The 25,063-nt window shown below is 71.5% G+C and carries 24 protein-coding genes; 11 read left to right on the top strand and 13 right to left on the bottom strand.

The window, feature by feature from the left end; all coding sequences use genetic code 11:
• Window positions 1-96 precede the first annotated feature (96 nt).
• A complete protein-coding gene (locus BJ971_RS17145; RefSeq protein ID WP_239087191.1) occupies window positions 97-1,104 on the top strand; it encodes a LacI family DNA-binding transcriptional regulator in 1,008 nt (335 codons plus the stop codon).
• Window positions 1,105-1,143: 39 nt separating this feature from the next.
• On the opposite strand, the gene BJ971_RS17140 is transcribed toward BJ971_RS17145, so the two are convergent.
• The 6 genes from BJ971_RS17140 to BJ971_RS17115 form a co-directional block, all read right to left on the bottom strand.
• A complete protein-coding gene (locus tag BJ971_RS17140; protein WP_184994268.1) occupies window positions 1,144-2,184 on the bottom strand; it encodes a hypothetical protein in 1,041 nt (346 codons plus the stop codon).
• A gap of 90 nt (window positions 2,185-2,274) precedes the next feature.
• Window positions 2,275-4,419 carry a transglycosylase domain-containing protein gene (locus BJ971_RS17135; protein WP_377885303.1) on the bottom strand — a complete coding sequence of 715 codons (2,145 nt, stop codon included), beginning with the start codon at window positions 4,417-4,419 and terminating at the stop codon, window positions 2,275-2,277.
• Window positions 4,420-4,456: 37 nt separating this feature from the next.
• On the bottom strand, window positions 4,457-5,464 hold the full coding sequence (locus tag BJ971_RS17130) for an alpha/beta hydrolase family protein (RefSeq protein WP_184994267.1): 1,008 nt from the start codon (window positions 5,462-5,464) through the stop codon (window positions 4,457-4,459).
• A gap of 58 nt (window positions 5,465-5,522) precedes the next feature.
• Window positions 5,523-6,632, bottom strand: coding sequence for a type VII secretion-associated serine protease mycosin (gene mycP, locus BJ971_RS17125; RefSeq protein WP_184994266.1), 1,110 nt, complete (start codon window positions 6,630-6,632; stop codon window positions 5,523-5,525).
• Complete coding sequence (locus BJ971_RS17120) at window positions 6,629-7,777, bottom strand: hypothetical protein (protein ID WP_184994265.1); 1,149 nt, start codon at window positions 7,775-7,777, stop codon at window positions 6,629-6,631. Before BJ971_RS17120 ends, mycP begins: the two co-directional genes overlap by 4 nt.
• On the bottom strand, window positions 7,777-8,151 hold the full coding sequence (locus BJ971_RS17115) for a hypothetical protein (protein ID WP_184994264.1): 375 nt from the start codon (window positions 8,149-8,151) through the stop codon (window positions 7,777-7,779). Before BJ971_RS17115 ends, BJ971_RS17120 begins: the two co-directional genes overlap by 1 nt.
• Before the next feature lie 110 nt (window positions 8,152-8,261).
• On the opposite strand from BJ971_RS17115, the gene BJ971_RS17110 reads away from it, so the two are divergent.
• Complete coding sequence (locus tag BJ971_RS17110) at window positions 8,262-9,047, top strand: LLM class F420-dependent oxidoreductase (RefSeq protein WP_184994263.1); 786 nt, start codon at window positions 8,262-8,264, stop codon at window positions 9,045-9,047.
• A 32-nt stretch (window positions 9,048-9,079) separates the two neighbouring features.
• On the opposite strand, the gene BJ971_RS17105 is transcribed toward BJ971_RS17110, so the two are convergent.
• Entirely contained in the window at window positions 9,080-10,564 is a 1,485-nt protein-coding gene (locus BJ971_RS17105) for a GntP family permease (RefSeq protein ID WP_184994262.1), read from the bottom strand.
• 55 nt (window positions 10,565-10,619) lie between these two features.
• On the opposite strand from BJ971_RS17105, the gene BJ971_RS17100 reads away from it, so the two are divergent.
• The 5 genes from BJ971_RS17100 to BJ971_RS17080 all read left to right on the top strand — a co-directional run bounded on the left by BJ971_RS17100 (window position 10,620) and on the right by BJ971_RS17080 (window position 14,293).
• Window positions 10,620-11,507, top strand: coding sequence for an amidohydrolase family protein (locus BJ971_RS17100; RefSeq protein WP_239087192.1), 888 nt, complete (start codon window positions 10,620-10,622; stop codon window positions 11,505-11,507).
• Between the two features lie 77 nt (window positions 11,508-11,584).
• The gene (locus tag BJ971_RS17095) at window positions 11,585-11,740 is read left to right on the top strand and encodes a hypothetical protein (protein ID WP_184994260.1); all 156 of its coding nucleotides are present in this window, start codon (window positions 11,585-11,587) and stop codon (window positions 11,738-11,740) included.
• A gap of 15 nt (window positions 11,741-11,755) precedes the next feature.
• On the top strand, window positions 11,756-12,646 hold the full coding sequence (locus tag BJ971_RS17090) for a PfkB family carbohydrate kinase (RefSeq protein WP_184994259.1): 891 nt from the start codon (window positions 11,756-11,758) through the stop codon (window positions 12,644-12,646).
• Window positions 12,647-12,710: 64 nt separating this feature from the next.
• Window positions 12,711-13,505 (top strand): alpha/beta hydrolase, encoded by a 795-nt coding sequence (locus BJ971_RS17085; protein WP_184994258.1) that lies wholly within the window; start codon window positions 12,711-12,713, stop codon window positions 13,503-13,505.
• Window positions 13,502-14,293 carry an MBL fold metallo-hydrolase gene (locus tag BJ971_RS17080; protein WP_184994257.1) on the top strand — a complete coding sequence of 264 codons (792 nt, stop codon included), beginning with the start codon at window positions 13,502-13,504 and terminating at the stop codon, window positions 14,291-14,293. The genes BJ971_RS17085 and BJ971_RS17080 overlap by 4 nt, the downstream gene beginning before the upstream one ends.
• 52 nt (window positions 14,294-14,345) lie before the next feature.
• Here BJ971_RS17080 and BJ971_RS17075 read toward each other — a convergent pair whose 3' ends face one another.
• On the bottom strand, window positions 14,346-15,380 hold the full coding sequence (locus BJ971_RS17075) for an LPXTG cell wall anchor domain-containing protein (RefSeq protein WP_184994256.1): 1,035 nt from the start codon (window positions 15,378-15,380) through the stop codon (window positions 14,346-14,348).
• A gap of 240 nt (window positions 15,381-15,620) precedes the next feature.
• Here BJ971_RS17075 and BJ971_RS17070 point away from each other — a divergent pair, with 240 nt between their 5' ends.
• Window positions 15,621-16,481 (top strand): poly(ethylene terephthalate) hydrolase family protein, encoded by an 861-nt coding sequence (locus BJ971_RS17070; RefSeq protein WP_184994255.1) that lies wholly within the window; start codon window positions 15,621-15,623, stop codon window positions 16,479-16,481.
• Between the two features lie 50 nt (window positions 16,482-16,531).
• Here the strand turns inward: BJ971_RS17070 and BJ971_RS17065 are convergent, their stop codons facing one another.
• The 3 genes from BJ971_RS17065 to BJ971_RS41335 all read right to left on the bottom strand — a co-directional run bounded on the left by BJ971_RS17065 (window position 16,532) and on the right by BJ971_RS41335 (window position 18,568).
• Complete coding sequence (locus tag BJ971_RS17065; protein WP_307837345.1) at window positions 16,532-16,873, bottom strand: MmcQ/YjbR family DNA-binding protein; 342 nt, start codon at window positions 16,871-16,873, stop codon at window positions 16,532-16,534.
• Complete coding sequence (locus BJ971_RS17060) at window positions 16,866-17,345, bottom strand: GNAT family N-acetyltransferase (protein WP_184994254.1); 480 nt, start codon at window positions 17,343-17,345, stop codon at window positions 16,866-16,868. The genes BJ971_RS17065 and BJ971_RS17060 overlap by 8 nt, the downstream gene beginning before the upstream one ends.
• An 842-nt stretch (window positions 17,346-18,187) precedes the next feature.
• The gene (locus BJ971_RS41335; RefSeq protein WP_239087193.1) at window positions 18,188-18,568 is read right to left on the bottom strand and encodes a hypothetical protein; all 381 of its coding nucleotides are present in this window, start codon (window positions 18,566-18,568) and stop codon (window positions 18,188-18,190) included.
• Here BJ971_RS41335 and BJ971_RS41330 point away from each other — a divergent pair.
• Window positions 18,561-19,202, top strand: a complete 642-nt coding sequence (locus BJ971_RS41330; protein ID WP_239087194.1) for a pectate lyase — start codon at window positions 18,561-18,563, stop codon at window positions 19,200-19,202. The two genes, BJ971_RS41335 and BJ971_RS41330, sit on opposite strands and share 8 nt — an antisense overlap.
• A gap of 55 nt (window positions 19,203-19,257) precedes the next feature.
• Here BJ971_RS41330 and BJ971_RS17050 read toward each other — a convergent pair whose 3' ends face one another.
• Entirely contained in the window at window positions 19,258-20,268 is a 1,011-nt protein-coding gene (locus tag BJ971_RS17050) for an NADP-dependent oxidoreductase (RefSeq protein WP_184994252.1), read from the bottom strand.
• 59 nt (window positions 20,269-20,327) lie between these two features.
• Between BJ971_RS17050 and BJ971_RS17045 the strand changes: the two genes are divergently transcribed.
• On the top strand, window positions 20,328-20,843 hold the full coding sequence (locus tag BJ971_RS17045; protein ID WP_184994251.1) for a TetR/AcrR family transcriptional regulator: 516 nt from the start codon (window positions 20,328-20,330) through the stop codon (window positions 20,841-20,843).
• Here the strand turns inward: BJ971_RS17045 and htpG are convergent.
• Complete coding sequence (htpG, locus tag BJ971_RS17040) at window positions 20,840-22,705, bottom strand: molecular chaperone HtpG (RefSeq protein WP_184994250.1); 1,866 nt, start codon at window positions 22,703-22,705, stop codon at window positions 20,840-20,842. The two genes, BJ971_RS17045 and htpG, sit on opposite strands and share 4 nt — an antisense overlap.
• Before the next feature lie 163 nt (window positions 22,706-22,868).
• Between htpG and BJ971_RS17035 the strand changes: the two genes are divergently transcribed.
• A complete protein-coding gene (locus tag BJ971_RS17035; RefSeq protein WP_184994249.1) occupies window positions 22,869-25,034 on the top strand; it encodes a discoidin domain-containing protein in 2,166 nt (721 codons plus the stop codon).
• Window positions 25,035-25,063: the final 29 nt, after the last annotated feature.

Raw genomic sequence — 25,063 nt, 5'->3', positions numbered from 1 at the left:
GATCTATATCGATGAACGTAAATGGCTCTCATGTTTTCCGGCGGCGACTGTGGAATACTTCCGAAAACTGCTACCGAAACTTACGAGGAGATCGCCTTGGCCCGCGTGACCATCGCCGCGATCGCCCGTGAGGCCGGGGTCTCGGTACCCACGGTCTCCCGGGTGCTCAACGGCCGCGCCGACGTGTCTCCGCAGACCCGGGAGGCGGTGGAGAACCTGCTCAAGCAGCACGGCTACCGGCGCCGGGCCTCGCGCCAACAGGCCGGGAAGGCGGCCCTCGTCGACCTGGTCTTCAACGACCTGGACAGCCCCTGGGCGGTCGAGCTGATCCGCGGCGTCGAGGACGTGATGCACTCCTCCGGCGTCGGCACCGTCGTCTCCGCGGTACACCGCAAGTCCGCGGCGACCCGCCAGTGGCTGCAGAACCTCTACGTGCGCGCCTCCGACGGCGTCATCTTCGTGACCTCCGACCTGACCACACCGGTCTACGCCGAGCTGCAACGGCTCAACATCCCGGTCGTGGTGATCGACCCGGCCGGCGGCGCGGCGATCGACGTGCCGACCATCGGGGCGACGAACTGGGCGGGCGGCCTGTCCGCGACCCAGCACCTGGTGCAGCTCGGCCACCGCCGGGTCGGCTTCGTCGCCGGCCCCAAGAACCTGCTGTGCAGCCGGGCCCGGATGGACGGCTACCGCGCGGGCCTCGAGGCGGCCGGGCTCAAGCCGGACGAGGACCTGATCCGCCAGGGCGACTTCCTGTACGACTCGGGCTTCGCGGGCGGCGCGTCCCTGCTCGACATGGCCACGCCGCCGACGGCGATCTTCGCCTCCAGCGACACGATGGCGCTGGGCGTGCACGAGGCGGCCCGCCGGCGCGGGCTGCGCGTGCCGGACGACCTGAGCGTGGTGGGCTTCGACGACCTGCCGGAGGCGCGGTGGGCGTCGCCGCCGCTGACCACGGTGCGGCAGCCCCTCGCCGAGATGGGCGGCCTGGCGGCCCGGACCATCCTGCGCCTGGCGCAGGGCGAGGAGATCCAGGCGCCCCGCATCGAGCTGGCGACCGAGCTGATCATCCGCGACAGCACCCGGGCACCGCGCGCGTAGGTTGCGGCCGGGCTTGCGCCCGGCCGCAACACCCCTTCCTTAGTCGATCACCGGAGGTGCCGTCTCGGCGGCCCGCTTCAGGTCCGCCGCCTCGGCCGAGAACGGGTTGTAGGTGTAGCTCCGGGAGAGCTCACCCGGGACCGTGAAGTACTCCGCCGACAGCTTCGCCGGGTTGGTGGCGATCTCGCCCCGGCCCGGCAGGTCGTCGCCGTCGTCCCAGCCCCACGGCGCGTTCGCCGAGTTCGTGCCGCACGAGAACGTGCCCGTGCCGCAGCCGCCCGAGGTGTCGCCCGCGAAGGTGCCCAGGTTGGCGTACAGGTTGGTGTTGTCGCGCTGCGCCCAGAGGCCGCCGGACGCGAAGACGTCGATCAGCTCGTACGTGACGTCGCGGTCGTTGCCGCTGCTCGGGGTCTCGCCCGCCGCCGCCGGGTAGTAGACGATGCCGTCGCCGTTGATGGTGTACTGCGGGTACGCCTTCAGGCCGTGCCCCTGCACCTCCTGCGCGGTCACCGGGTGCTGGAACGCGTCGTGCGGCGAGGACTGCATCTGCAGGGTCCCGTCCACCGTCTCGCGCCCGCCGGTCCAGGTGCTCCCGCTCGGCGTGTACGAGTAGAAGCTGGTGTGCGCCACCGTCACCGCGGAGCGCAGCACCCCGTACGTCGAGCCGTCCTTCTGCACCGCGAGCAGGACGCCCTCGCCGTCGTTCTCGTGCTCGGTCTCGAAGAACGGATGGTCAACCCAGTCGCGGGGGTGGAAGAAGAAGTACGTGATGTACCAGTGCGTGCTCGTCTCCGCGACGGAGTAGTACGCCGCCGCCGAGAACGAGACGTCCGTCCGCGCCGCGGAGTCCCAGTTGTTACGGCCGTTGAGGTCGCCGTCGAAGTCGACGCGGGTGATGTAGTCGGACTTGCCGCCCAGCGCGTGGCTGCCGGTGGTGTCGACGTCCTGGTAATGGATCGGCGCCCAGCGCAGCGCCAGTTCGGACCGACTGACCGCGGCGCCGGCGGGTGCCGGCGCCACGATGCCGAGGGAGACCAGCGCAAAGGTCAGCGCGGCCGCGATCCTGCCCGTACCGAGCATGTGTGCTCCCACGTTCCGGAATTGATGGACCGCCGTCAATGTATGAGATCAACGGCGGCCTGTACATGTCCGGAGCGGAAAGCGCGGGTGTCAGTCGCTCGGCTTCTTGAACTCCTCTTCCGGCCGGTCCTGCATGTAGTCCGCGACCGTGCGGTACACCGCCGGGTTGACGATGCCGTGCGACATCCGGTCCGGGTGATCGGCCCAGTCGGGGTTCACCAGGTAGCCGGCCACCACGAGATCCTGGGTGCCGACCACCAGCGCGGCGGTCTTGTCGGAGTCGGTCGTGCCGGTCTTGCCGAAGATCGGGTGCCCGACCACGCTGCGGGCGTTCCGCTCGGTCGCGCCGGCGCAGTTGCCGAGCTGCGCCTGGTCGCCGACCGGGCACCGGGCCGCGTCGAGCGCCCTGCGCGCGACGTCCTTGCTGGTCGCCCGGTTGCACTTGGGCTGGCCGATGTCGCTCTTCTTGCCGTCCTGGGTGTAGATCTGCTGGATCGGCGTCGGCGCGCAGTACCGGCCGTCACCGGCGAGGGTCGCGTACGCGTTCGCGATGTCCAGCGGCGTCGAGGCGGAGACGCCGAGCGTGAACGCGCCCCACTGGTTCGCCGCCGCCTCGTCGTTGGCCATCCGGGCGTCGCTCTCCGAGCGGAACTTCACCCCGAACCGCTTCGCCACGTCGACGACCTTCTCGGCGCCGACCTCCTCCTGGAGCGGCACGAAGTACGTGTTCACCGAGCGGCCGAAGCCGGTCCACATGTTGAACGGGCCGACCTCGTTCTTCGCGGCGTTGCCCGGGCAGTAGAAGTGCGTGCCGGGGCAGGCCGCGTCCGAGCTCGGGTCGATGATGTACCCCGACTTGTAGCGCCCCTGCGCGTTGATCGTGTGATCCAGCCCGTAGCCGTTCTCCAGCGCCGCGACCATGGTGAACATCTTGAACACCGAGCCGGCCTGGTAGCCGGCGATGTCGCCGCCGCCCGTGATGATCGGGTTGGTGGTGTTCGGGTACGTGCCGCGGATGCCCTTCGCCGCCTTCGCCGGGTCGGACGAGAGCCGGTTCGTCGGGTCGGCCGCGCTGTCCAGCTTGTATTTGCGGTTGGCGGCCAGGGTGCGGACCCGGCCGGAGCCCGGCTCGACGCCGGCCAGCAGCAGCGCGTTGCGGTTGGTGTCCCGGATCAGCCCGGTGATCTCCTTGCGCGCCGCCTTCTGCGCCTTGATGTCCAGCGAGGTGACGACCCGGTAACCGCCGGTCTTGAGCTGGCGCTCCCGGTCGTAGGTGCTCTTGCCGAACGCCTCCTGGGTCAGCCACCAGCGGTAGAAGTAGTCGCAGAAGAAGCCCCAGTTGTTCTTCGCGACCGAGACGCAGCCGTTGCCGGGCCGGTTGGTGGTCCGGCCGAGCTTGACGGTCTTGGCCTTGGTGGCCGCGGCCGGGGTCAGGTAGCCGAGGTCACGCATGTTGTCGATGATGTAGTTGCGCCGGTCCAGCGCCTGCGGGTAGCCGCTGGGCGTGGTCGGGTCGAACGACGTCGGCGCCTTCACCATGCCGGCCAGCAGCGCGGCCTCGGGCACCGTGAGGTCCTTGGGCTTCTTGCCGAAGTAGACCTGGCTGCCGGCGTAGACGCCGTACGCGCCGTTGCCGAAGGGCGCGATGTTCAGGTAGCGCTCGAGGACCTGCTGCTTGGTCAGCTCCTTCTCGAGCTGGATCGCGTACTTCATCTCCGAGAGCTTGCGCTCCGGGGTGTCCTTGGTGGCGTCGACCGCTTGCTGCGGCGTCTTCGCCGAGTAGGCGAGCGTCATCCGCACCAGCTGCATGGTCAGCGTCGACGCGCCCTGCTTGCCGCCGCCGTTCTTGTTGTTGACGAACGCGCGGGCGACACCCTTGAGGTCGACGCCGTTGTGCTTGTAGAACTGGTGATCCTCGGCGGAGACGATCGCGTTCTGCATGTTCACCGAGATGTCCTTGAGCGGGACGTCGCTGCGGAACTCGTCGTACATGACCGCGAGCTGGGTCTTGTTGTCCGACGCGAACACCCGCGTCACCTGCGGCGCGCTCTGCTGCGAGAGCTGGCTCGGCAGCTCACCGAACGTCTCCGAGCCGGCCTTCGCCGCCAGCCCCGACATGGCGACGGCGGGGAACGACGCAGCCGCCACCACGATCCCGGCCAGCAGTCCGCAGATCAACAGAGATCCGGCGCTGGCCAACTTGTTGCGATCACGGGAAGGCGTTGGGGAAGTCACCTCAATCAGGTTAGTCAGGAAGATCCAGGGCCGCCTCTCAGAGCTGGTCCTCCAGCGTGCCTACATTTCCGGCGGCCGCCGCGGCCGGGATGCGCGCCCGCGCCGCCGCGTCGCCGTACAGTGCCCAGCGAAAGAACTCCGTCGATGTGCCGACGGTCGCCTCGAAGTCCGGGGCCTTGGTGACGTGCCCGCCCTCGGTGATCGAGAGCATCGCGCGTGACCAGGGAACGGCCGCGAAAACCGCGTGTCCGGCCCGGTGCGTGACGGTCTCGTCCCGGCGCCCGTGCACGAAGAGCAGCGCCGCCGGCGGGCCGGCGAACGGCGTGCCCTGGAAGTCGGTGCCGTTCAGCACGACGCCCGCTTTGAGACGTTCGTCACGGTAGGCGCTGAACAACCCGACGGTGGTGATTCCCCCGGCCGAGTGACCCGCGGCGGCCAGCCGGTTCGGGTCGACCATCGCGCCGAACGGGCCGGCGGGCGCCGACAGCGAATCGATCACGAACGACGCGTCGGCGGGCTGGTTGACGATGTCAAGCGCGTCGAAGTCCGCGGCGCCGTACGAGGTCCGCGGGTAGGTGGGCCCGGCCACGACGAAGCCGGCCCGCGCCCACCGCGCCAGGATTGCCTCGTAGTCCTCCGGCCGCGAGGTGAGGCCGTGGCTGAACAGCACGAGCGGGAAGCGGCCGGCGGCGGGCGCCGCGCCGTCGGCCGGGTCCGGTTCCGCCCGCACGGTGCCGGCCGCCGGGTACCAGACCGTGGTGGGCAGGGCGCGGTCCGGGCCGCGCTGGAATCGCAGCACCCGCCGGCCCACCGCGTACGCGGCCGGCGCGCTGCCCGGCGCCGGCGTGTACGGCGCGCTCACGGGCCGGGGCGCCAGCGACGACGCGGCGGTCGAACCGAGGATCGGCGCGCGCGAGGCGGGCGCCGGCGCCGGCACGGACCCGCTCGGGGACGCCGAGGTGGTGGCGACGGGGTGCGCCGGCGCGGCGCAGGCGGCGAGCGCCCCGGTACCGGCCAGGCCCACGATCAGAGTCCGTCTACGCATGGTGACCATCTTCCGGCACGGAACCCGTACCGACCTCGGGCCGGGCCCGAGCCGAAGATCACACAAGGTCACCGGGTCGCCGTCTCCTGATCATCGCGCCGACGGCGAGCGCGCCGAGGAGCAGGACCGCGAGCGCCGCGGCGCCCGCGACGAGCAGCGGAGCCCACTTCGATCGCGACGGCGGTGGCGGGCCGGCCGGCGGTGCCGCCTCCGGCGAGGGTGACGCGGAGGCCGGTACCGGCGGCACGTTCGCCGTGAGTGCCCGGACGACGTCGAGGCGCCCATAGCCGTAGGCGTCATCGCGTCCCTTCGGGCCCGCGTCCACGGCGGTCGCGGTCAGCCGGTGCACGACCTCGGCCGCGCTCAGGTCGGGGTGGCGCGCCCGCACCAGCGCCGCGGCCCCGCTGACCACCGCGGTCGCCTCGCTCGTGCCGCTGCACAGGCAGTAGCCCGAGGCACCGACGCCGGTCGTGACCACCTCCGCGCCCGGGGCGACGATCTCCACCTGCGGTCCGCGCACGGAGAAGTCCGCGACGGATCCCCGTCGATCGACGGCGCCGACCGTCAGCACCTCCGCAAACCTTCCCGGGTATCCGGCGGCGGCGCCGTCGCTGATGTTGCCGACCGCGGCGACCAGGACGACGTCGGCGGCCGACGCCGCCCGGATGGCGTCGTGCAGCGTGTCCTCGTTCGCCGCCCGGAACGACATGTTGATCACATCGGCGCCGTGGCCGACCGCGAACTCGATCGCCGCCACGATCGAGTCGTCGGTCGCGAGGACGCCGATCGGCGCCTCGATCGGCAGGATCTTCGCCGCCGGGGCGATGCCCAGGACGCCGCCGCCGCGGCCGTGGCCCCGGCCGGCGATGAGCCCGGCCATCTCGGTGCCGTGCCCGTCGAGATCCTCGCGGCCGTCGCCGGTCCCGTTCGGGTAGGCGTCGGCGCCGGGGAGAACGGCACCCGCAAGATCGCGGTGCGTCGCGGAAACCCCGGTGTCGATCACCGCGACGGTCACCCCGGCGCCCTTGGTGATCCTGTGCGCCCGCGCGATGTCCAGCGTGGCCAGGTGCCACTCCCGGTCACGGACGGAGTCCGCGGCGGCCGGCGTGGCACACACCCCCGAAAGGACGAGCGACAGCGCCGCCGCCACCGGCACCCGGGCGATCACCGGTCCAGGCCGATCACACCGGGCCCGGGACCGTGTTCGGGCACGGCCAGGTCGGGGGCGATGACCGGCGCCACGCCGGCGAGGACGCCCCACCGCTGGTCCGCCCCGCCGACCGACTCCTCCAAATCGCGCATATCGCGATCGCCGGGCCGCACTCCGCGGCCGGGGCCGCCCAGCCCCGGCCCGGATACGCCTCCGGGCCCAGCCGGGCCGATCACCGCGCCGGAGGGCAGTGCCCGGCGCGGGCCGGACGCCGGTCGCCCCCGTGCCGCGCCGGTACCCCGGGGCACGCCCGCGCTCCCGAAGCCCCCGACGCCGCCCGGCGCGCCGCGGCTCGGCGGAAGGCCGAGGCCGAGGCCGGCGCCGGCACCGGCGCCGATCACCGTTCCGGGCAGGGCCACCCCGGAAGCCTGCGCCGCCACGGGCGGGAGGGCGCCCACCGCCGGCGGGGGTTGCCCCGGAACGACACCCGCCAGTTCGGGCCCCGGCCCGGGCGACCGCGCCGGGTCGGCGGACGGTGCCGGGGGGTCGTGCGGCACCTCGACCGGCCTCGGCACGGCCCGCAACGCGCCGTCGGCCGGACCGCCGCCGGGGCCGGAGCCCGGTGGTTGGCCCGGTAGTTCGAGCCTGCTCTCGTCCTCGTCGGACCCCAGTCGGAAGAGCGCCGGCGCCTGGATCTGCGTGCCGTGCTCGGCGATCGCCGCCTCCGCCTCGCGCATGGCCTGGCGGGCCCGCTCGTCGTACTCGTCCTCGGCATGGTCGAGGAAGCGCGGGACGAGGTCGTCGCTGACCACGACCCGCTCCGCGACGAGCGGCCGGATCGTGCTCTGCGCCGCGCCGAGGGCGTCGAACACACCTTGCAGGCCGACCCGGGTCTCCTCCGCGCGGGTCAGCGTCTGGTCCAGCGACGCGGCCAGCAGGTCCAGCTGCCTCATGAAGACCCGCGCGGACGCGTTGCTCTCGGGCGGCCACACCTCGGCCAGCTCCTCGCGGGCGGCGAGCAGCCGGCGATGCTGCTCGCGGCAGGCGGACGCGAGGTTCAGCCAGCTCAGCACCCGGTCCGCGCCGTCGCAGGAGTTCTCGGTCTGGATCATCGACCAGATCGCGGGCAGGTTGTAGGCGTCCCAGTCCGCGCCGCCGGCCATCAGAGCCCCTCCAGGGCCGCGTTCGCCTCCGCGACGGCGCCACGCAGCAGCCGGTCGACGCGCCCCTGCGCCTGCGCCGACGCCAGGTCGGCCGCGGCGAACTCGCGGGCGATCCGCTCGGCGACGTCGGCGAAGATGCTCGCGGCCCGCCGGTACGCGCGCAGGTTGGCGTCGGTGTTGGCCAGCGCCCGGGCGTAACGGTTCTTGACGTCCAGCACGGTGCCGCCCGGGATTCCCGCGCCGAAGACCACTCCGTGCCGGTGCAGGTCGGCGCCGCGCTCGGCGGCCGCCGCGAAGCCGCTGTCCGCCTCCAGCCGCAGGCTCGTCGCGAACTCGCGCACCCGCGGTGTCTCGACTGCAACGCCGTCCGGCATGCCGCCCTCCCCCTGTCCACAACCGGCGCTGCCGCCGGCCGCTGACGCTACGTAGGACACGGACGACCCGTAGCCGCGGTTCAACCCGCGGCGAGGCTTACGCTGCGATCATGACTTCCAGGCCGGTACGGATCGGGCTGCAGTTGCAGCCACAGCACGCTGACTACGCCACCATTCGCCGGGCGGCGGCCGAGGCCGAGGAGCTCGGTGTCGACGTCCTGTTCAACTGGGATCACTTCTTCCCGCTCTCGGGTGAGCCCGAGGGTCTGCACTTCGAATGCTGGACCATGCTCGGCGCGTGGGCGGAGGCGACCTCACAGGTGGAGATCGGCGCCCTCGTGACCTGCAACAGCTACCGCAATCCCGAGCTGCTCGCGGACATGGCCCGCACCGTCGACCACATCAGCGACGGCCGGCTCATCCTCGGCATCGGCTCGGGCTGGTTCGAGAAGGACTACCAGGAGTACGGCTACGAGTTCGGCACCGCCGGCGGCCGCCTCGACGCCCTCGCCGTGGATCTCCCTCGGATCGAGTCCCGCTGGGGCCGGCTCAACCCGCCGCCGACCCGCAAGATCCCGGTGCTGATCGGCGGCGGCGGCGAGAAGAAGACGCTGAAGCTGGTCGCCCGGCACGCGGACATCTGGCACAGCTTCGGCGACGCGGAGACCGTCGCCCGCAAGCTCGGCATCCTGCGGGCGCACTGCGCGGACGTGGGCCGCGACTTCGCCGACATCGAGATCTCCGGCGGAGGCCGCGCGACGGACGACCCGTCGGTGAGCGGTGGCGCGCTGCGCGAGCAGGGCGTCTCGCTCTTCACCGTCGGCATCGGCGGCCCGAAGCCGGACCTGGCACCGCTGCGGCAGTGGCTGGCCTGGCGCGACGAGCAGAACGCCTGAGTGTGCGGGGGCCGGCCGGCGGCCGGCCCCCGCTATATGAAGACGTCCAGGAGCATCACGCAGCCGAAGCCGAACACGGAGATGATCGTCTCCATCACCGACCAGGTCTTGATGGTCTGGCCGACGGTCATCCCGAAGTACTCCTTCACCAGCCAGAAGCCGGCGTCGTTGACGTGCGAGAAGAACAGCGAGCCGCAGCCGATGGCCAGGGCCAGCAGCGAGACCGACGGCTTGTCGAGAGTGGTCGCGAGCGGGGCGACGATGCCGGCGGCGCTGATGGTGGCGACGGTCGCCGAGCCGGTGGCGACCCGGATGCCGACCGCGACGAGGTAGCCGAGCAGCAGCGCGGACATGTTGGCGTCCTGTGCCGCGTTCGCGACCACGTTGCCGACGCCCGAGTCGACGAGCACCTGCTTGAAGCCGCCACCGGCGGCGACGATGAGCAGGATGCCGGCGATCGGCGGCAGCGAGCCGCCGATGACCGCGGAGGTCTGCACCCGGTCGAAGCCGGCCCGCTTGCCGAGCGTCCACATCGCCAGGAGCACGCCGGCGAGCAGCGCGACCACCGGGGTGCCGGCGACGTCGAGCGCCGTGCGCAGGCGGTTGTCCTCGGGGAGGGTGAGCTCGCCGAGGGCCCGCAGCAGCATGAGCACGATCGGCAGCAGGATGGTGAGCACGGCGGCCAGCACGCTGGGCCGGCGCCGGCCCTCGGGCAGCGTGTCGTCGACGGGCCGGTCCGGCTCACCGGCGCCGGCGTTGACCAGGTCGTCGCGGTCGACGAAGTCCTGCCCGCCGGCCGGGCCGGAGCCGGGCCGGCCCTGGTAGTCGATGCCGGCCGGCACCAGCGCGGGCGGGGCGGCGAGCGGCACCCGCTTGGAGATGAAGTTGCCGAAGATCGGGCCCGCGACGATCACGGTCGGTATGGCGCAGACCAGGCCGAGGGCGAGGGTGAGGCCGAGGTCCGCGTTCAGGGTGGAGACCGCGACCAGCGGGCCGGGGTGCGGCGGGACCAGGCCGTGCAGGACGGAGAGGCCGGCCAGCGCCGGGATGCCGATCTTGAGCAGCGGCAGGCCGGTGCGCTGGGCGGCGAGCACCACGATCGGCACCAGCAGCACGACGCCGACCTCGAAGAAGAGCGGGAGGCCGATGAGCGCGGCGACGCCCGCCATGGCCCAGGGCAGCGCCGAACCGGAGACCTTGCGGACCATCGTGGTGACGATGGCGTCCGCGCCGCCGGACTCGGCCAGCAGCGCGCCGATCATCGAGCCGAGCGCGATCAGCAGCCCGACGCTGCCGACCGTGCTGCCGACGCCGGTGGTGAACGACGTGACGGTGGCGCCGGGCGCGGCGCCGGCGGTGACCCCGAGCGCGGCGGCGCCGAGGATGAGGGCCAGGAAGGGATGCCACTTGGCCCAGGCGATGAGCAGGACGACGACCGCGATTCCGAACACCGCGGCGAGGATGAGCTGGGTGGTGCCGGCGGAGGTGATGGCTTCCGCGGCGAGTGGCGGGGTCATGCGCGAGGGCGTACCCCCTGCCCCCGGTTTCTATGCGCCGGGCAATGATCAGACCATGACCGAGTTCTGGACCGCGCTGGGACTGCCCGGCCTCGCCGACGTGCACACCCACTTCCTGCCGGAGCGGATGCAGCGCCGGGTCTGGGCGCACTTCGACGAGGCCGGCCCGCTGATCGGCCGGCCCTGGCCGATCCGCTACCGCGGCACCGAGGCCGAGCGGGTCGCCGAGCTGCGCCGGCTCGGCGTGCGGACGTTCTCCGCCCTCGCGTACGCGCACCGCCCCGGCATGGCCGCCGACCTCAACGCCTGGACGCTCGACTTCGCCGGGCGCACACCGGGCTGCCTGCCCAGCGCCACGTTCTTCCCCGAGCCGTCGGCCGCCGCCGACGTGCGCTCGGCGCTGGAGCGCGGCGCCCGGATCTTCAAGCTGCACCTGCAGGTTGGCGGCTTCGACCCCCGCGACGAGCTGCTCGACGAGGCCTGGGGCCTGCTCGCCGAGGCCGGCGTACCCGTCGTCGTGCACGCCGGCTCCGGCCCGGTGGCCAGCGGCTTCACCGGGCCCGGCCCGATCGGCGGCGTGCTGGCGCGCCACCCACGCCTCACCATGCTCACCGCGCACCTCGGCGCGCCCGAGTACGAGGGCTTCTTCGACCTCGCCGAGCGCTACGAGAACGTCGGGCTCGACACGACGATGGCGTTCACCGACTTCTTCGCGCGGTTCGCGCCGTTCCCGCCCGCCCTGCTGCCCCGGCTGCGCGACCTCGGCCTGGCCGGCAAGGTCCTGCTGGGCAGCGACTTCCCCAACATCCCGTACCCGTACGAGCACCAGCTCGACGCGCTGGCCGGCCTCGGGCTCGGCGACGAGTGGCTGCGCGCGGTCTGCTGGCACAACGCCGCCCGGCTGCTGCGCGACTGGCCGCTTTCACCGGCCGATCCCGCGTAGATGCACGTCAAGCGTGCGCGGCTGTGCCACGATCCATAGATCATGACCGAGCGACTACCCGCGAGCAGAGGTGAGCGATGAAGAAGGCCATCGGCTGGATCGTGCTGATCCTGGTCATCTTCTACATCGGCACGAACCCGGGGCCCGCTGCGGACATCGCCGAGGGGATCGGCTCGGGCGTCGCGGACATCTTCCGCAACATCGGCGTGTTCTTCTCCGAACTCGCCGACTGAGCCCGGGCCGGGCCCATGCGCGTCGTCTGCGTCGGCCTGGCCACCGTCGATCTGGTGCAGCGCGTCGAGCGGCTGCCCGGCGTGGACGAGAAGGCCGAGGCGCTCTCCGCGGACGTCGCCGCGGGCGGCCCGGCCACCAACGCGGCGGTCACCGCGGCCGCCCTCGGCGCGAGCGTCACGCTGGTCACCGCGGTCGGCGCGCACCCGCTGGGCGCCCTGATCCGCGCCGACGTCGCGGCCTGCGGCGTGTCGCTGCTCGACGCCGCGCCGCGGGCCACCGCGCCGCCGCCGGTCTCCGCGGTCACCGTCGTGCGGGCCACCGGTCAGCGCACGATCGTGAGCCGCAACGCCCGCGGCGCCGACGTCACCGCTCCCCCGGGGCTGGCCGACGTGCTCGGGGCGGCGGACATCGTCCTGGTGGACGGCCATCACCCCGCCCTGGCCCGGGCCGCCGCGGCCTGCGGGCGTCCCCTGCTGCTCGACGCCGGTAGCTGGCGGCCGGTCTTCGCGGACCTGCTCGGCGCCGCCGACGTGGTCGCCGCCTCGGCGGCGTTCCGGATGCCCGGCGCCGCCGCGGCCGGCACCGGTGCCGCCCTGCGCGCCGCCGGCGTGCGGCGCGGGGCGATCACAAACGGTCCGGACCCGGTCGCCTGGTGGTCCGGCGACCGCGGCGGGGAGCTGCCGGTGCCGGGCGTGCCGGCCGTGGACACCGCGGGCGCCGGCGACGTCTTCCACGGCGCCCTCGCGGTCGCGCTCGCCCGCGACCCCGATCTGCTGCCGGCCCTGCGCTACGCGGTGCGCATCGCGGGAATCCGGGTACGGCACGCCGGGCCGCGCGCGTGGCTCGACGCCGTCCGAAGTCAACGGAAAAGCGCACCTGGGCACGCTCCCAGATTCCACACATGATCCATAGGATTGGCGCACGTCCTCAGGCGACCCGCTCGACTTCCGTTCCGAAAGGATGCTCGACATGGCACCCGACACGATCGTGCTCGTACACGGATTCTGGGTCACCCCGCGCAGCTGGGAAAACTGGATCACCCACTACGAGAGCAAGGGCCTGCGCGTCGTCGCGCCCGGCTACCCCGGCTTCGAGGTGGAGGTGGAGGCGCTCAACGCCGACACGACACCGATCCTCGACCTGACCGTTCCGAAGATCATCGCCCACTACGAGGAGGTCATCCGCGGCCTCGACGCCCCGCCGATCATCATCGGCCACTCGGCCGGCGGCGCCTTCACCCAGATCCTGCTCGACCACGGCCTCGGCGCGGCCGGCGTGGCGATGAACTCCGCGCCGACCGAGGGCGTACGCGTGGTGCCGCTCACCCAGGTGAAGTCGACGTTCCCGGTGCTCAAGAGCCCGGCGAACCGGCACCGGGCGGTGCCGCTCACCTTCGAGGAGTGGCAGTACGCCTTCACCAACACGTTCACCGAGGAGGAGGGCCGCGCACTTTACGAGCGCTACGCGATCCCGGCCAACGGCGGCATCCTGTGGGGCAGCGTGCTCGCCAACTTCCAGCCGGGCCACCAGGACACCTGGGTCGACTACAGCAACGACGACCGGGCGCCGCTGCTGTTCGTCTCCGGCTCCGAGGACCACATCATGCCGCCGGCGGTGCAGGAGTCGAACCTGCGGCACTACAAGTCCGCCACCGTCACCGAGCGCAAGGAGTACGAGGGCTACGCACACCTGCTGCCGGCGCAGAAGGGCTGGGAGCGGATCGCGGACGAGGTGCTCGACTGGGCGCTGCGGCACGCCGGATGACCGAACCGCGGATCACCCACATCGGCGGCCCGACGACGCTGATCGAGGCGGAGGGCTGGCGGATTCTCACCGACCCCACGTTCGACGCGCCCGGCCGGACCTACCGGTTCGGCTGGGGCACGGCGTCGCGCAAGCTCACCGGCCCGGCGGTGCCGGCGGAGTCGCTCGGGACCATCGACGCGGTGCTGCTGACGCACGATCACCACGCCGACAACCTCGACGACGCCGGCCGCGCGCTGCTGCCGTCGGCGGGCCGGGTGGTCACGACGGTGGCCGGCGCCCGCCGCCTGGGCCCGGCGACCACCGGGCTGGCGCCGTGGCGCACGACGCGGCTCTCGGCGGCCGGCCGGCCGGACATCGAGATCACCGCGACGCCGTGCCGGCACGGCCCGCCCCTGAGCCGGCCGATCGTCGGCGAGGTGACCGGCTTCGTCCTGAGCTGGGCGGGCCAGCAGCACGGCCCGCTCTGGATCACCGGTGACACGGTGCTCTACGACGGCGTGCGGCAGGTGGCCGGCCGCTGGAACATCGGCACGACGGTCCTGCACCTCGGCGCGGTCCGGTTCGGCCTGACCGGCCCGCTGCACTACACGATGACGGCGGACCACGGCGCGGAGCTCTGCGGTCTCGTCGGTGCGCGCACGGTCCTGCCCGTGCACTACGAGGGCTGGGGGCACTTCAGCCAGGGCCGCCCGGCGGTCGAGGCGGCCTTCACGGGCGCGCCGGCCGCCGTACGGGAGAGCCTGCGCTGGCTGACCCCCGGCGAGGCCACCTCGATCGAGGTCTGAGGACGACGGGACCCCGGCGGCCGGAGCCGTCGGGGTCCCGTGGTGCCGTCGGTCAGTTCGCCCGGAAGGTGCGGCGGCGCCGGCGGGTCAGCAGCACGGCGCCCGCGCCGGCGGCGACCAGCAGCACTCCGGCCGCGGCCAGGCCGGCCGTCGCGGTGCCGGTGACGGGCAGGCCGCCACCCGGCTCACCGGCGCCCGAGGTGGGTGTCGGCGCCGGCGTGCCGGACGGCTTGGCGGCGAAGACGATCACGGTGCTGGTCCGCAGGTCGCCACCGAGGGACTGGGTCTGGAACCCGACGGTGGAACGGGTGCCGAAGTACTTGTCGCCGGCCTTGGTGGGCAGGACGAACTCCAGGACCAGGTCCTGATCCGGCTCCACCGTCTGGTTGATCTCGCAGGTCAGCGAGCCGGGGTCGCCGAAGCAGTCCGACGGCACGTTCACCAGGTCGCCCCCGCCGAACCAGTCGCCGTCGATCGAGGCGCGGATGGCGAAGTCGTCGACGGGCTGGTCGCCGCCGTAGTGCACCCGGACCGTGACCCGGGCCGGCTGGCCCGGTACGACGGGTGCGGCCGGGACGGTCGCCTTGATGACGCTCGCGCCGGGCCCGGCGACCACCGACGTCGCGGTGACCGTGTTGTCGGCCGGGTTCGTCTCGGCGCCGTCGGAGAGAATCTCCGCCCGGGCGGTCAGCACCGTGCCGACCGCCAGCGTCTCCGCGGCGCGGGCGCGCACGGTCCACTCCCGGCCGCCCGGGTTCCCGTCGGTGCCGCCGGGGTCGACGATGCAGGTGACCACGGTGGCGCCGGACCCGGCCGTGCACGGCCCGGACCCGCCGCCGTCCTCGAACGTCAGACCGTTCGGCAGGGTGAGCACGATCCGCACGCCGGTGGGCGACGGCGGCCCCGGCACGACGGTGGTCAGCACGTAGTCGGCGAGCTCGCCCGGAGTCACCTCGGCCGGCGCGGCGAGGTGGGCACTGAGGTCGACCGGTATGGGCGCGGCCGCGGCCGGGGCCGCCGGCGCGACGAGGGCGGCCGCGGCCGCCAGCAGCGCGAAGGTCAGGTTGATACGGAAGCGTCCCGTCATGCGCGGCAGTATGCACGATCGATCACGCGGCCGCTGGCCGGACGCCCTCGATCATCGAATTTCGTCGTCGCCGTCATATCGGCGAAACATGATGACAACGGGATTACCCACCAGTAGCAATAATGACAGAATATTTACATGCCTCGATCGAGGCCGCCGGACTCGTCCACAACGTGCGGGTCACCCTTCCCGCCTTCCCGGGCGACGACGCGATCCCTTCCACCGTAGGGAGCCCCGGAAATGCGAAATCCCATCCCGCGCCTGCTGGGCGCACTCACCCTGGCCGCCGCGCTGGTCGCCGCCCCGGCGCCCGCCCTGGCCGCCAACCCGTACGAGCGCGGACCCGCACCGACAGTGGCCAGCATCGAGGCCAGCCGCGGCTACTACGCCTTCGCCCAGGTCACCGTGGCGCGCTCCAGCGTCTCGGGCTTCGGCGGCGGCACGATCTACTACCCGACCAGCACGGCCGACGGCACGTTCGGCGCGATCGCGATCTCACCCGGCTTCACGGCGTCGCAGTCCAGCGTCTCCTGGCTCGGCCCGCGCCTGGCCTCCCAGGGCTTCGTGGTCATCACGATCGACACCCTCAGCACCCTCGACCAGCCGGACAGCCGCGGCACGCAGCTGCTGGCCGCGCTCACCTACCTGACCGGCACGAGCTCGGTGCGGACCCGCATCGACGCGACCCGGCTCGGCGTCATGGGCCACTCCATGGGCGGCGGCGGTAGCCTCTCCGCGTCCCGGACCCGGCCCAGCCTCCAGGCGGCGATCCCGCTGACGCCGTGGCACGGCACCAAGAACTGGTCCTCGGACACCGTGCCGACCCTGATCATCGGCGCCGAGAACGACACCGTCGCCCCGGTGTCGTCGCACGCCGAGCCGTTCTACACCAGCCTGCCGAGCACCCTCGACAAGGCGTACCTCGAGCTCAACAACGCCTCGCACTCGGCGCCGACCTCGACGAACGTGACCGTGGCGAAGTACAGCATCTCGTGGCTCAAGCGCTTCATCGACAACGACACCCGCTACGAGCAGTTCCTCTGCCCCGCACCGAGCGGCTCGGCCATCCAGGAGTACCGCGACACCTGCCCGCACTCGTAGGAGATCGGAGAACGGGCTCACCACCGGGCGCGGCCCGGTGGTGGGCCTGGCTACCGGTCGATCAGCCCTTTGGGCGCCAGCCGGCGCCAGGCGTCGGTCACCAGCTCGCGCAGCTGCCCGGCGTCGGCACCGGCCAGCCGTACGACGGTCCAGCCCCGCCGGCCCCAGTGGTTCGCCGGCGCCGAGAAGACCGACGGCCGCTCGGCCAGCAGTTCGGCCTGCTCCTCGGGGGTGAGCCGGATCGTCATCCGGTCGCCCTCGGGCGGCAGCGTGCAGAAGATCCGGTTGCGGACCCGGAAGTCGACGACGTCGAAGTGCCCGCGCTGCTCGGCGCCGGGCAGGGAGAGCGCGATGTCGCGGGCCTCGTCGACGGTGACCATGCGCTCAGGCACCGGACCAGACGAAGCGGACGTCCGGCGCCTTCTCCTCGTTGCCCGACCCGTCGGTCCGCTCGGCCACCACGAAGCCGTGGCGCAGGTAGAACCGCTGGGCGGCGGAGTTGGTCTCGAAGGCCCAGAGCTGAAGGCCGCCGGGCCGCAGGGACTTCGCCAGCTCGATCAGGCGCGAGCCGAGTCCCCGTCCGGTCAGGGCGGGGTCGACGTAGAGCTGGCCGACCCAGTCGCCGTCCAGCACCAGCACGGCCAGGGGCTCGCCGCCGGCGCCGTCCAGCAGCCACACCTCCTGCTCGACCAGGACCACCGTGGCGACCCACCCGCGCCACTCGGCGTCGGGGTGCACCGACGGGGGTATCGCCCCGGCGGCGGCCCGGCGGGAGCGGATGAGCAGGTCCGCGACCGCCGGGCCGTCCTCGGCGCCGGCCCGGCGGACCGGCGGGCCCAGCTGCTGAATGTGCCCGGTAGTCATGGCCGCATCATCCGCACCCGCGCGGCCGCCACGCAAAGCAATTTCGGCTACTCAGCGATCCGGACCAGATTCCTGCCGAGTCCGTCGCCCCGCAGCAGCCAGAAACGCCTCCGACGCCCGGGACACCCCTCGAAGATCGTCTCCAGACGCTGAAGGTCGAGGCACCGAACCAGATATTGCCGCCCCGTAGCCCCACAAGGACGCGGCCCCACCCCAAGCCCTATTGGACCCCGCCCGCAACCGGCGCGGTTCGTCCGCCTGACCCACCACCCACCCCGGCCTGCCCGACCGCAACCCCTGCCGCGCCCACAACGCGGCAGCCAGACCCCCACCGCAAGGTGCACACCCAAGCCCCACCAGGCACCCACAGGTGAGCAACCGAGACCCTGGCCCGACAGGCTCCCATGCAAGGTTGGGGCCGGGGGTGACCAAGCACGGCATAGCCGCCTTACAAGCCGTGCTTGGTCACCCCCGGCCCCAACCGTCCCCGCGCAACCAATCCCAAATTTGCGAACAAAATTCACATTCCTGCAAACCTTTGCAACTCCTTGTCATCACATCGACGCTTTTCTATCCTAACCAGGAAAGCGCTTACCTCCCCCACCCCCGAGCGACGGCGCGAAGCACTCCCGACAATGAAGGTGAGACCAGATGAGGCGACCAGTCGCCCTACGGTGGATAGCCGGAGGCGCCACCGCGATCACAACCGCCGCAATACTGCTGACGCTGCCGCAGCCCAACGCCCTGGCCGCCGACAACCTGAGCATCGGCGCCGGCGCCGACGGCTCCAGCAAGGCCAGCGGCACCAGCTACGGCAACGTCATCGACGGCAGCACCAGCACCTATTGGTCGCCGAACAGCACAACCGGATACGTCTCGGTCAAGTGGAGCAGCGCGAAGACGGTGTCCTCGGCCGTCATCGTCCAGGCCTCGGGCGGCGGCTCGATCAGCGCCTGGCGAGTGCTCAACGCAGACTCAGGCTCCGTCCTGACCAGCGGCAGCGGCAGCCCGAGCACCATCTCCTTCGCCTCGACCTCGCTGAAGAAGCTCACCTTCGAGATCACCAGCGCATCCAGCGCGCCGCGAATCGCCGAATTCGAGACGTATTCCAGCGGCGGCTCGACCCCGACCACCAGCCCGACCACCGCTCCGACGCCCACACCGACCGGCGGTAGCGGCACCCCGACCGGCGCGTGGCCGTCCTCGGCCGGCTCGGTGAGCATCAGTAGCACCGTCAACGTCTCCGGGACCTTCGACGGCGGCATGAAGACGTATTGCTGCATCGGTGACGGCTCGCAGAGCGAGTCCCAGGATCCGATGTTCAAGATAGCCAACGGCGGCACCCTGCAGAACGTCATCCTGGGCTCCCCTGCCGGCGACGGCGTGCACTGCGAGGGGACCTGCACCATCAGAAACGTGTGGTGGAACGACATCGGCGAGGACGCCGCGACCTTCAAGGGCACCGGCGGCGGCACCAGCTACGTCATCGGCGGCGGCGCGAGGTCCGGCAGCGACAAGACGTTCCAGCACAACGGAAATGGAACGGTCAGCATCTCCGGCTTCTACCTCAGCGGCTCCGGAAAGCTGTACCGAGCCTGCGGCAACTGCACCACGTCTTACCAGCGCCACGTCAAGGTCGACAACGTCCTGCTGAACGACATCGACATGGTCACCGGGATCAACAGCAACTGGGGCGACACCGCCACCATCACCCGAGTCACCATCAGCAACAGCTCCAGCCCTGTGGTCTGCGGGAAGTACAAGGGCGTCGCCAAGGGCAGCGAGCCGACCTACCTCGGCGAGGGATGGGACGACAGCAACTGCAGGGTCAGCAGAAGCGACATCACCTACAGGTAAGGCCGAGCGGGGCGCTCACCGCAAGGTGGGCGCCCCGTCATCGCGCTGAGCGGCGCTACTCCGCGATGCGGACCAGGTTCTTGCCGAGGCCGTCGCCGCGCAGCATGGCCAGGAAGGCCTCCGGCGCCCGCGACAGGCCCTCGAAGATCGTCTCCTGGTTCTTGATGCTGCCGTCCGCCACCCACGGCGCCATGTCCGCGATGAAGGCCTCGCGCAGGTCGCTGTGGTCGCCGACCAGCATGCCGCGCATCGTCAGGCGCTTGCCGATCAGCGTGGCCAGGTTGCGCGGCGCCGGGGTCGGCTCGGTGGCGTTGTAGACGCTGATCATGCCGCAGACGGTGATCCGGCCGTGGACGTTCAGCGAGGAGATGGCCGCCTCGAGGTGCTCGCCGCCGACGTTGTCGAAGTAGACGTCGACGCCGTCCGGCGCGGCCCGCTTGAGCTGCTCGGCGACCGGCCCGTCGTGATAGTCGAACGCCGCGTCGAAGCCGAGCTCGTCCTTGAGGAACGCGACCTTCGCCGCGGAGCCGGCGCTACCGATCACCCGGGCGGCGCCCTTGAGCCGCGCCAGCTGGCCGACGACCTGGCCGACCGCGCCGGCGGCGCTGGAGACGAAGACGACGTCGCCCGGCTTGAACTCCGCGGTGCGCAGCAGCCCCGCGTACGCGGTGAGCCCGGTCATGCCGAGCACCCCGAGGTACGCGCCCAGCGGTGCGGCCGACGGGTCGACCTTGGCCGCGGAGCGCGCGTTGACCAGGGCGTACTCGCGCCAGCCGAGGCCGTGCAGGACGATGTCGCCGGGCTTGAGGCCGTCGGCGGCCGACTCGACGACCTCTCCGATCGCGCCGCCCTCCAGGGCGTGGCCGACCTGGAACGGCGGCACGTAGGACTTGCGGTCGTCCATCCGGCCGCGCATGTACGGGTCGACGCTCATGAGCAGGTTGCGCACCAGCACCTGGCCGGGCGCGGGGTCCCCCAGCTCGGCGTGTGCGATCTCGAACGTCTCAGCGGTGGGCCAGCCCTGCGGACGGGCCGCGAGGCGGACCTCGGTCGATCGTACGGACACGTGCACTCCCGGTGATCGCGAATGTATACACTGCGCACATTAGGAAGGCGGTGTGTGCAGTGTCAACATCACAGGCGGGTCGGTCGTATCACCATGGCGATCTGCGGACGGCACTGCTCGATGCCGCCCTCGGCCTGCTGGACGACGGTGAGACCTTCTCACTGCGGGCGGTGGCGCGCCGGGCCGGCGTCTCGCCCAACGCGCCGTACCGGCACTACGAGGACAAGGAAGCCCTGCTCTCGGCCCTGGCGGGGTGCGGCTTCGACCGCCTGGCGGACCGCCTGGAGGCGGCACCGGACCTGGCGGCCATGGCCGGGGTCTACGTGGCGTTCGCGCTGGAGCGCCCCGGGCTGTTCCGCCTGATGTACGGCCGCCCGACCGCCAACGCGGCGTGGGCCCGCACCGCCGAGATCCTGGCGAGCCGGGTCGCCACCCCGGCCCTCCGGGTGGGCGCGTGGGCGCTGGTGCACGGCCTCGCCGTGCTGCTGCTCGACGGCAAGCTCGAGTGCGCCGACCCGGACGCGCTGGTCAGGACGACGGTGGCCGCCGTCCTGACCCCCGCGGTGGGCGCCTAGACCGTCCGGGCCAGGCGGTCGGCGAGCAGCTTGGCGAAGCGCGCCGGGTCGGCCAGGTCGCCGCCCTCGGCCAGCAGCGCGGTGCCGTAGAGCAGCTCGGCGGTCTCCGGCAGGTTCGGGTCGTCGGCCCGCTGCTCGTGCGCCGCCCGCAGCCCGCTCACCAGCGGGTGCTCCGGGTTCAGCTCGAGGATCCGCTTGACCGGGGGCACCTCCTGGCCCATCGCCCGGTACATCTTCTCCAGCGTGGGCGTGATGTCGTCGGCGTCGCTGACCAGGCAGGCCGGCGAGGTCGTCAGCCGGGTGGAGAGCCGGACCTCCTTGACCTCGTCGGTGAGCGTCTCGCCGAGCCAGGTGAGCAACGGCGCGAACTCGCCCGTCTTCTCCTCCGAGGCCGGCTCGCTGTCGAGGTCGACGGAGCCGCGCGCGATCGACTGGAGCTTCTTGCCCTCGTACTCCGGCACCGCGTCGACCCAGATCTCGTCGACCGGGTCGGTGAGCAGCAGCACCTCGTAGCCCTTGGCCTTGAACGCCTCCAGGTGCGGCGAGTTCTCCACCTGCACCCGGGTCTCGCCGGTCATGAAGTAGATCTCGTCCTGACCCTCCTTCATCCGCTCCACGTACGCGGTGAGGGTGGTCGGCTCGTCGCCTGCGGTCGAGGCGAACGAGGCGATGTCCAGGATCGCCTTCTGGTCGCCGGGGTCGCCCAGCAGGCCCTCCTTGACCGCCCGGCCGAACTCGCGCCAGAACGTGCGGTACTTCTCCGGGTCGCTGGTCATCAGGTCCTTGACGGTGGAGAGGACCTTCTTGGCGAGGCGGCGGCGGATCAGCTGGATGTGGCGGTCCTGCTGGAGGATCTCCCGGGAGATGTTCAGCGACAGGTCGGCCGCGTCCACCACGCCCTTGACGAAGCGCAGGTGGTCGGGCATCAGCTCACGGCTGTCGTCCATGATGAACACGCGCTTGACGTAGAGCTGGATGCCGCGGCGGCCGTCGCGCTGGAACAGGTCGTGCGGCGCGCGGGACGGGATGAAGAGCAGCGCCTCGTACTCGAAGGTGCCCTCGGCGCGCATCTGGATGGTCTCGAGCGGGTCGGTCCAGTCGTGGCTGATGTGCCGGTAGAACTCGGTGTACTCCTCGTCCTTGACCTCGGAGCGCGGCCGGGCCCACAGCGCCTTCATCGAGTTCAGCGTCGCCGGCTCGCCCTCGGCGGCGGCCAGGCGGATCGGGAAGGAGATGAAGTCGGAGTACCGCTTGACGATCTCCCTGATCTTGCGCTCGTCCGCGTAGTCGAAGAGCGCGTCCTCCTCGTCCTTGGGCCGCAGGTGCACGGTCACCGCGGTGCCCTGCGGCGCGTCGGCGACGGACTCGATCGTGTAAGTGCCCTCGCCGGCCGACTCCCAGCGCGTACCGGAGTCCTCGCCCACCCGGCGGGTGACCAGGGTGACCTTGTCGGCGACCATGAAGGTCGAGTAGAAACCGACGCCGAACTGGCCGATCAGCTCGGCCGACTCCTTCTCCTTGCCGTCCTTGTCCTTGCTGTCCTTGAGCCGGCGCAGCAGCTCGGCGGTGCCGGACTTGGCGATCGTGCCGATCAGCGAGACGACCTCGTCGCGCGACATGCCGATGCCGTTGTCCCGCACGGTGAGCGTCCGCGCCTCGGTGTCGGCGGCGATCTCGATGTGCAGGTCCTCGGGGCTGGCGCCGTCCTCGGCCAGGGCCACGAGGCGGCGCTTGTCCAAGGCGTCGGAGGCGTTCGAGATCAGCTCGCGCAGGAAGATGTCCTTGTTCGAATAGATCGAATGGACCATCAACTGCAACAGCTGCCGCGCCTCGGCCTGAAACTCCAGCGTCTCCGTCATCAAACCCTCCGTGCTGTGTCCGCCATTTCCCGTGGCGATCGTATGACCTCACGGTGACGGTGCGCGCACGGGCACGGCTGACCATCGAACTATTGACATATTTCGAGGCTCGGCTCACGCTCAGAGAGCGCTCTCACGTAACAATTCTGAAACCCGAGGAGTGCTCATGGAAGTAGCTCCCGTCCCCCGCCTCCGCCACCGCGGCGCCCTGATCGGCCTCGTCCTCGCGCTGATCGCCGCACTCACCCTCGCCACACCGCGGGCCGCGCTCGCCGCCGATCCCCTCGTCTCGCAGGGCCGGCCCGCCACCGCGTCGTCGACCGAGAACGGCACCTTCCCCGCCTCCGCCGCCGTCGACGGCAACACCGGCACCCGCTGGTCCAGCGCCTTCAGCGATCCCCAGTGGATCCAGATCGACCTCGGCGCCTCGTACACGATCAGCCAGGTCGTCCTGAACTGGGAGGCCGCGTACGCGACCTCGTACCAGGTGCAGACCTCGGCGAACGGCACCACCTGGACCACCGTCGCCTCGACCACCACCGGCACGGGCGGCGTGCAGACCCTCGCGGTGTCCGGCACCGGCCGCTACGTGCGGATGAACGGCACCGCCCGCGCGACGCCCTACGGCTACTCGCTCTGGGAGTTCCAGGTCTTCGGCGTACCCGTCGGCGGGCCGACCATCCCCGGCGGCGGCGCGCTCGGGCCGAACGTGCTCGTCTTCGACCCGTCGATGTCGACCGCGTCCATCCAGGCGCAGCTCAACAGCGTGTTCAGCCAGTCGGAGACGCAGCAGTTCGGCAACCAGCGCTACGAGCTGCTCTTCAAGCCCGGCACCTACAACAACCTGACCGCGAACATCGGCTTCTACACCTCCATCGCCGGGCTCGGCCGCAACCCGACGGACGTGCACCTCAACAGCAGCAACCTGACCGTCGACGCCGGATGGTTCGGCGGCAACGCGACCCAGAACTTCTGGCGCTCCACCGAGAACTTCTCGGTGACCCCGCCGGCCGGCACCGCGTACGAGCGCTGGGCGGTCGCGCAGGCCGCGCCGATGCGCCGGATGAACATCAACACCCACCTGAGCCTGACCCCGACCGGATTCGGCTGGGCCAGCGGCGGATACATCGCCGACACCCGGATCAGCGGGCAGCTCCAGCCGTTCTCGCAGCAGCAGTGGTACACCCGCAACAGCAGCATCCAGATGAATCTCAACGCGGTGTGGAACAACGTCTTCACCGGCGTCGCCGGCGCGCCGGCGACCTCGTTCCCGAGCCCGCCGATCACCACGCTGGCCACCACGCCGATCAGCCGGGAGAAGCCCTACCTGTACCTGGACGGCGCGAACTACGCCGTGTGGGTGCCGAGCCTCGCGACGAACTCGTCGAACGTCACCTGGCCGAACACGCCGGGCGGCTCCATCCCGCTGACCCAGTTCTACGTCGCGCACCCCGGCGACTCGGCGGCGACGATCAACGCGGCCCTCGCGCAGGGCCTGAACCTGCTCTTCACCCCCGGCATCTACCACGTCAACCAGACGATCAACGTGACCCGGGCGAACACCGTGGTGATGGGCCTCGGCTACGCCACGATCATCCCGGACGGCGGGGTCACCCCGATGGCGGTCGCGGACGTCGACGGGGTGAAGATCTCCAGCCTGCTCTTCGACGCCGGCACCACCAACTCCCCCAACCTGCTCACGATCGGGCCGGCCGGCTCGAGCGCCAACCACGCCGCGAACCCGACCTCGGTGCAGGACGTGTTCTTCCGGATCGGCGGCGCCGGTCCCGGCGCGGCCACCAACAGCCTGCTGGTCAACAGCAACAACACGCTGCTCGACCACATCTGGGCCTGGCGCGCCGACCACGGCGCCGGTGTCGGCTGGACGACCAACCCCGCCGCCAGCGGGCTCATCGTCAACGGCGCCAACGTGCTCGCGCTCGGCCTGTTCGTCGAGCACTACCAGAACTACCAGGTGCAGTGGAACGGCAACGGCGGGCGGACGATCTTCTTCCAGAACGAGATGCCGTACGACCCGCCGACCCAGGCCGCGTGGCGCACCGGCGCCAACGGGTACGCCGCCTACAAGGTCGCGGACTCGGTCACCACGCACGAGGCGTGGGGCGTGGGCAGCTACTGCTACTTCAACGTGAACCCCTCGATCGTCGCGGCCCGCGGCTTCGAGGCGCCCAACCGGTCCGGCGTCCGGTTCCACAGCCTGCTGACGGTGTCACTCGGCGGCGTCGGCTCGATCACCAATGTCATCAACACCACAGGCAACGTCGCGCAGGGCGCGGACACCGTGCCGAGCTACGTCGTCAACTATCCCTGATCCTTCTAAAGCGGTCATCACTCGAAAGG

It is taken from the genome of Amorphoplanes digitatis, from assembly GCF_014205335.1.
Taxonomy (GTDB): Bacteria; Actinomycetota; Actinomycetes; order Mycobacteriales; family Micromonosporaceae; genus Actinoplanes; species Actinoplanes digitatus.
The sequence above is the reverse complement of the archived record's forward strand: the minus strand, read 5'-3'. Positions and strand labels throughout refer to the sequence as shown.

Coding starts and splice junctions, on each gene's coding strand:
- BJ971_RS17140 (WP_184994268.1), bottom strand. CDS start 2,184: ATGCTCGGTACGGGCAGGATCGCGGCCGCGCTGACCTTTGCGCTGGTC.
- BJ971_RS17130 (WP_184994267.1), bottom strand. CDS start 5,464: ATGCGTAGACGGACTCTGATCGTGGGCCTGGCCGGTACCGGGGCGCTC.
- BJ971_RS17120 (WP_184994265.1), bottom strand. CDS start 7,777: ATGGCCGGCGGCGCGGACTGGGACGCCTACAACCTGCCCGCGATCTGG.
- BJ971_RS17115 (WP_184994264.1), bottom strand. CDS start 8,151: ATGCCGGACGGCGTTGCAGTCGAGACACCGCGGGTGCGCGAGTTCGCG.
- BJ971_RS17110 (WP_184994263.1), top strand. CDS start 8,262: ATGACTTCCAGGCCGGTACGGATCGGGCTGCAGTTGCAGCCACAGCAC.
- BJ971_RS17105 (WP_184994262.1), bottom strand. CDS start 10,564: ATGACCCCGCCACTCGCCGCGGAAGCCATCACCTCCGCCGGCACCACC.
- BJ971_RS17100 (WP_239087192.1), top strand. CDS start 10,620: ATGACCGAGTTCTGGACCGCGCTGGGACTGCCCGGCCTCGCCGACGTG.
- BJ971_RS17095 (WP_184994260.1), top strand. CDS start 11,585: ATGAAGAAGGCCATCGGCTGGATCGTGCTGATCCTGGTCATCTTCTAC.
- BJ971_RS17090 (WP_184994259.1), top strand. CDS start 11,756: ATGCGCGTCGTCTGCGTCGGCCTGGCCACCGTCGATCTGGTGCAGCGC.
- BJ971_RS17085 (WP_184994258.1), top strand. CDS start 12,711: ATGGCACCCGACACGATCGTGCTCGTACACGGATTCTGGGTCACCCCG.
- BJ971_RS17080 (WP_184994257.1), top strand. CDS start 13,502: ATGACCGAACCGCGGATCACCCACATCGGCGGCCCGACGACGCTGATC.
- BJ971_RS17075 (WP_184994256.1), bottom strand. CDS start 15,380: ATGACGGGACGCTTCCGTATCAACCTGACCTTCGCGCTGCTGGCGGCC.
- BJ971_RS17070 (WP_184994255.1), top strand. CDS start 15,621: ATGCGAAATCCCATCCCGCGCCTGCTGGGCGCACTCACCCTGGCCGCC.
- BJ971_RS17060 (WP_184994254.1), bottom strand. CDS start 17,345: ATGACTACCGGGCACATTCAGCAGCTGGGCCCGCCGGTCCGCCGGGCC.
- BJ971_RS41335 (WP_239087193.1), bottom strand. CDS start 18,568: ATGCTCACCGAGCCGGCCGAGGACGGCCACGCGCCGGTCGGGGTGCCG.
- BJ971_RS17035 (WP_184994249.1), top strand. CDS start 22,869: ATGGAAGTAGCTCCCGTCCCCCGCCTCCGCCACCGCGGCGCCCTGATC.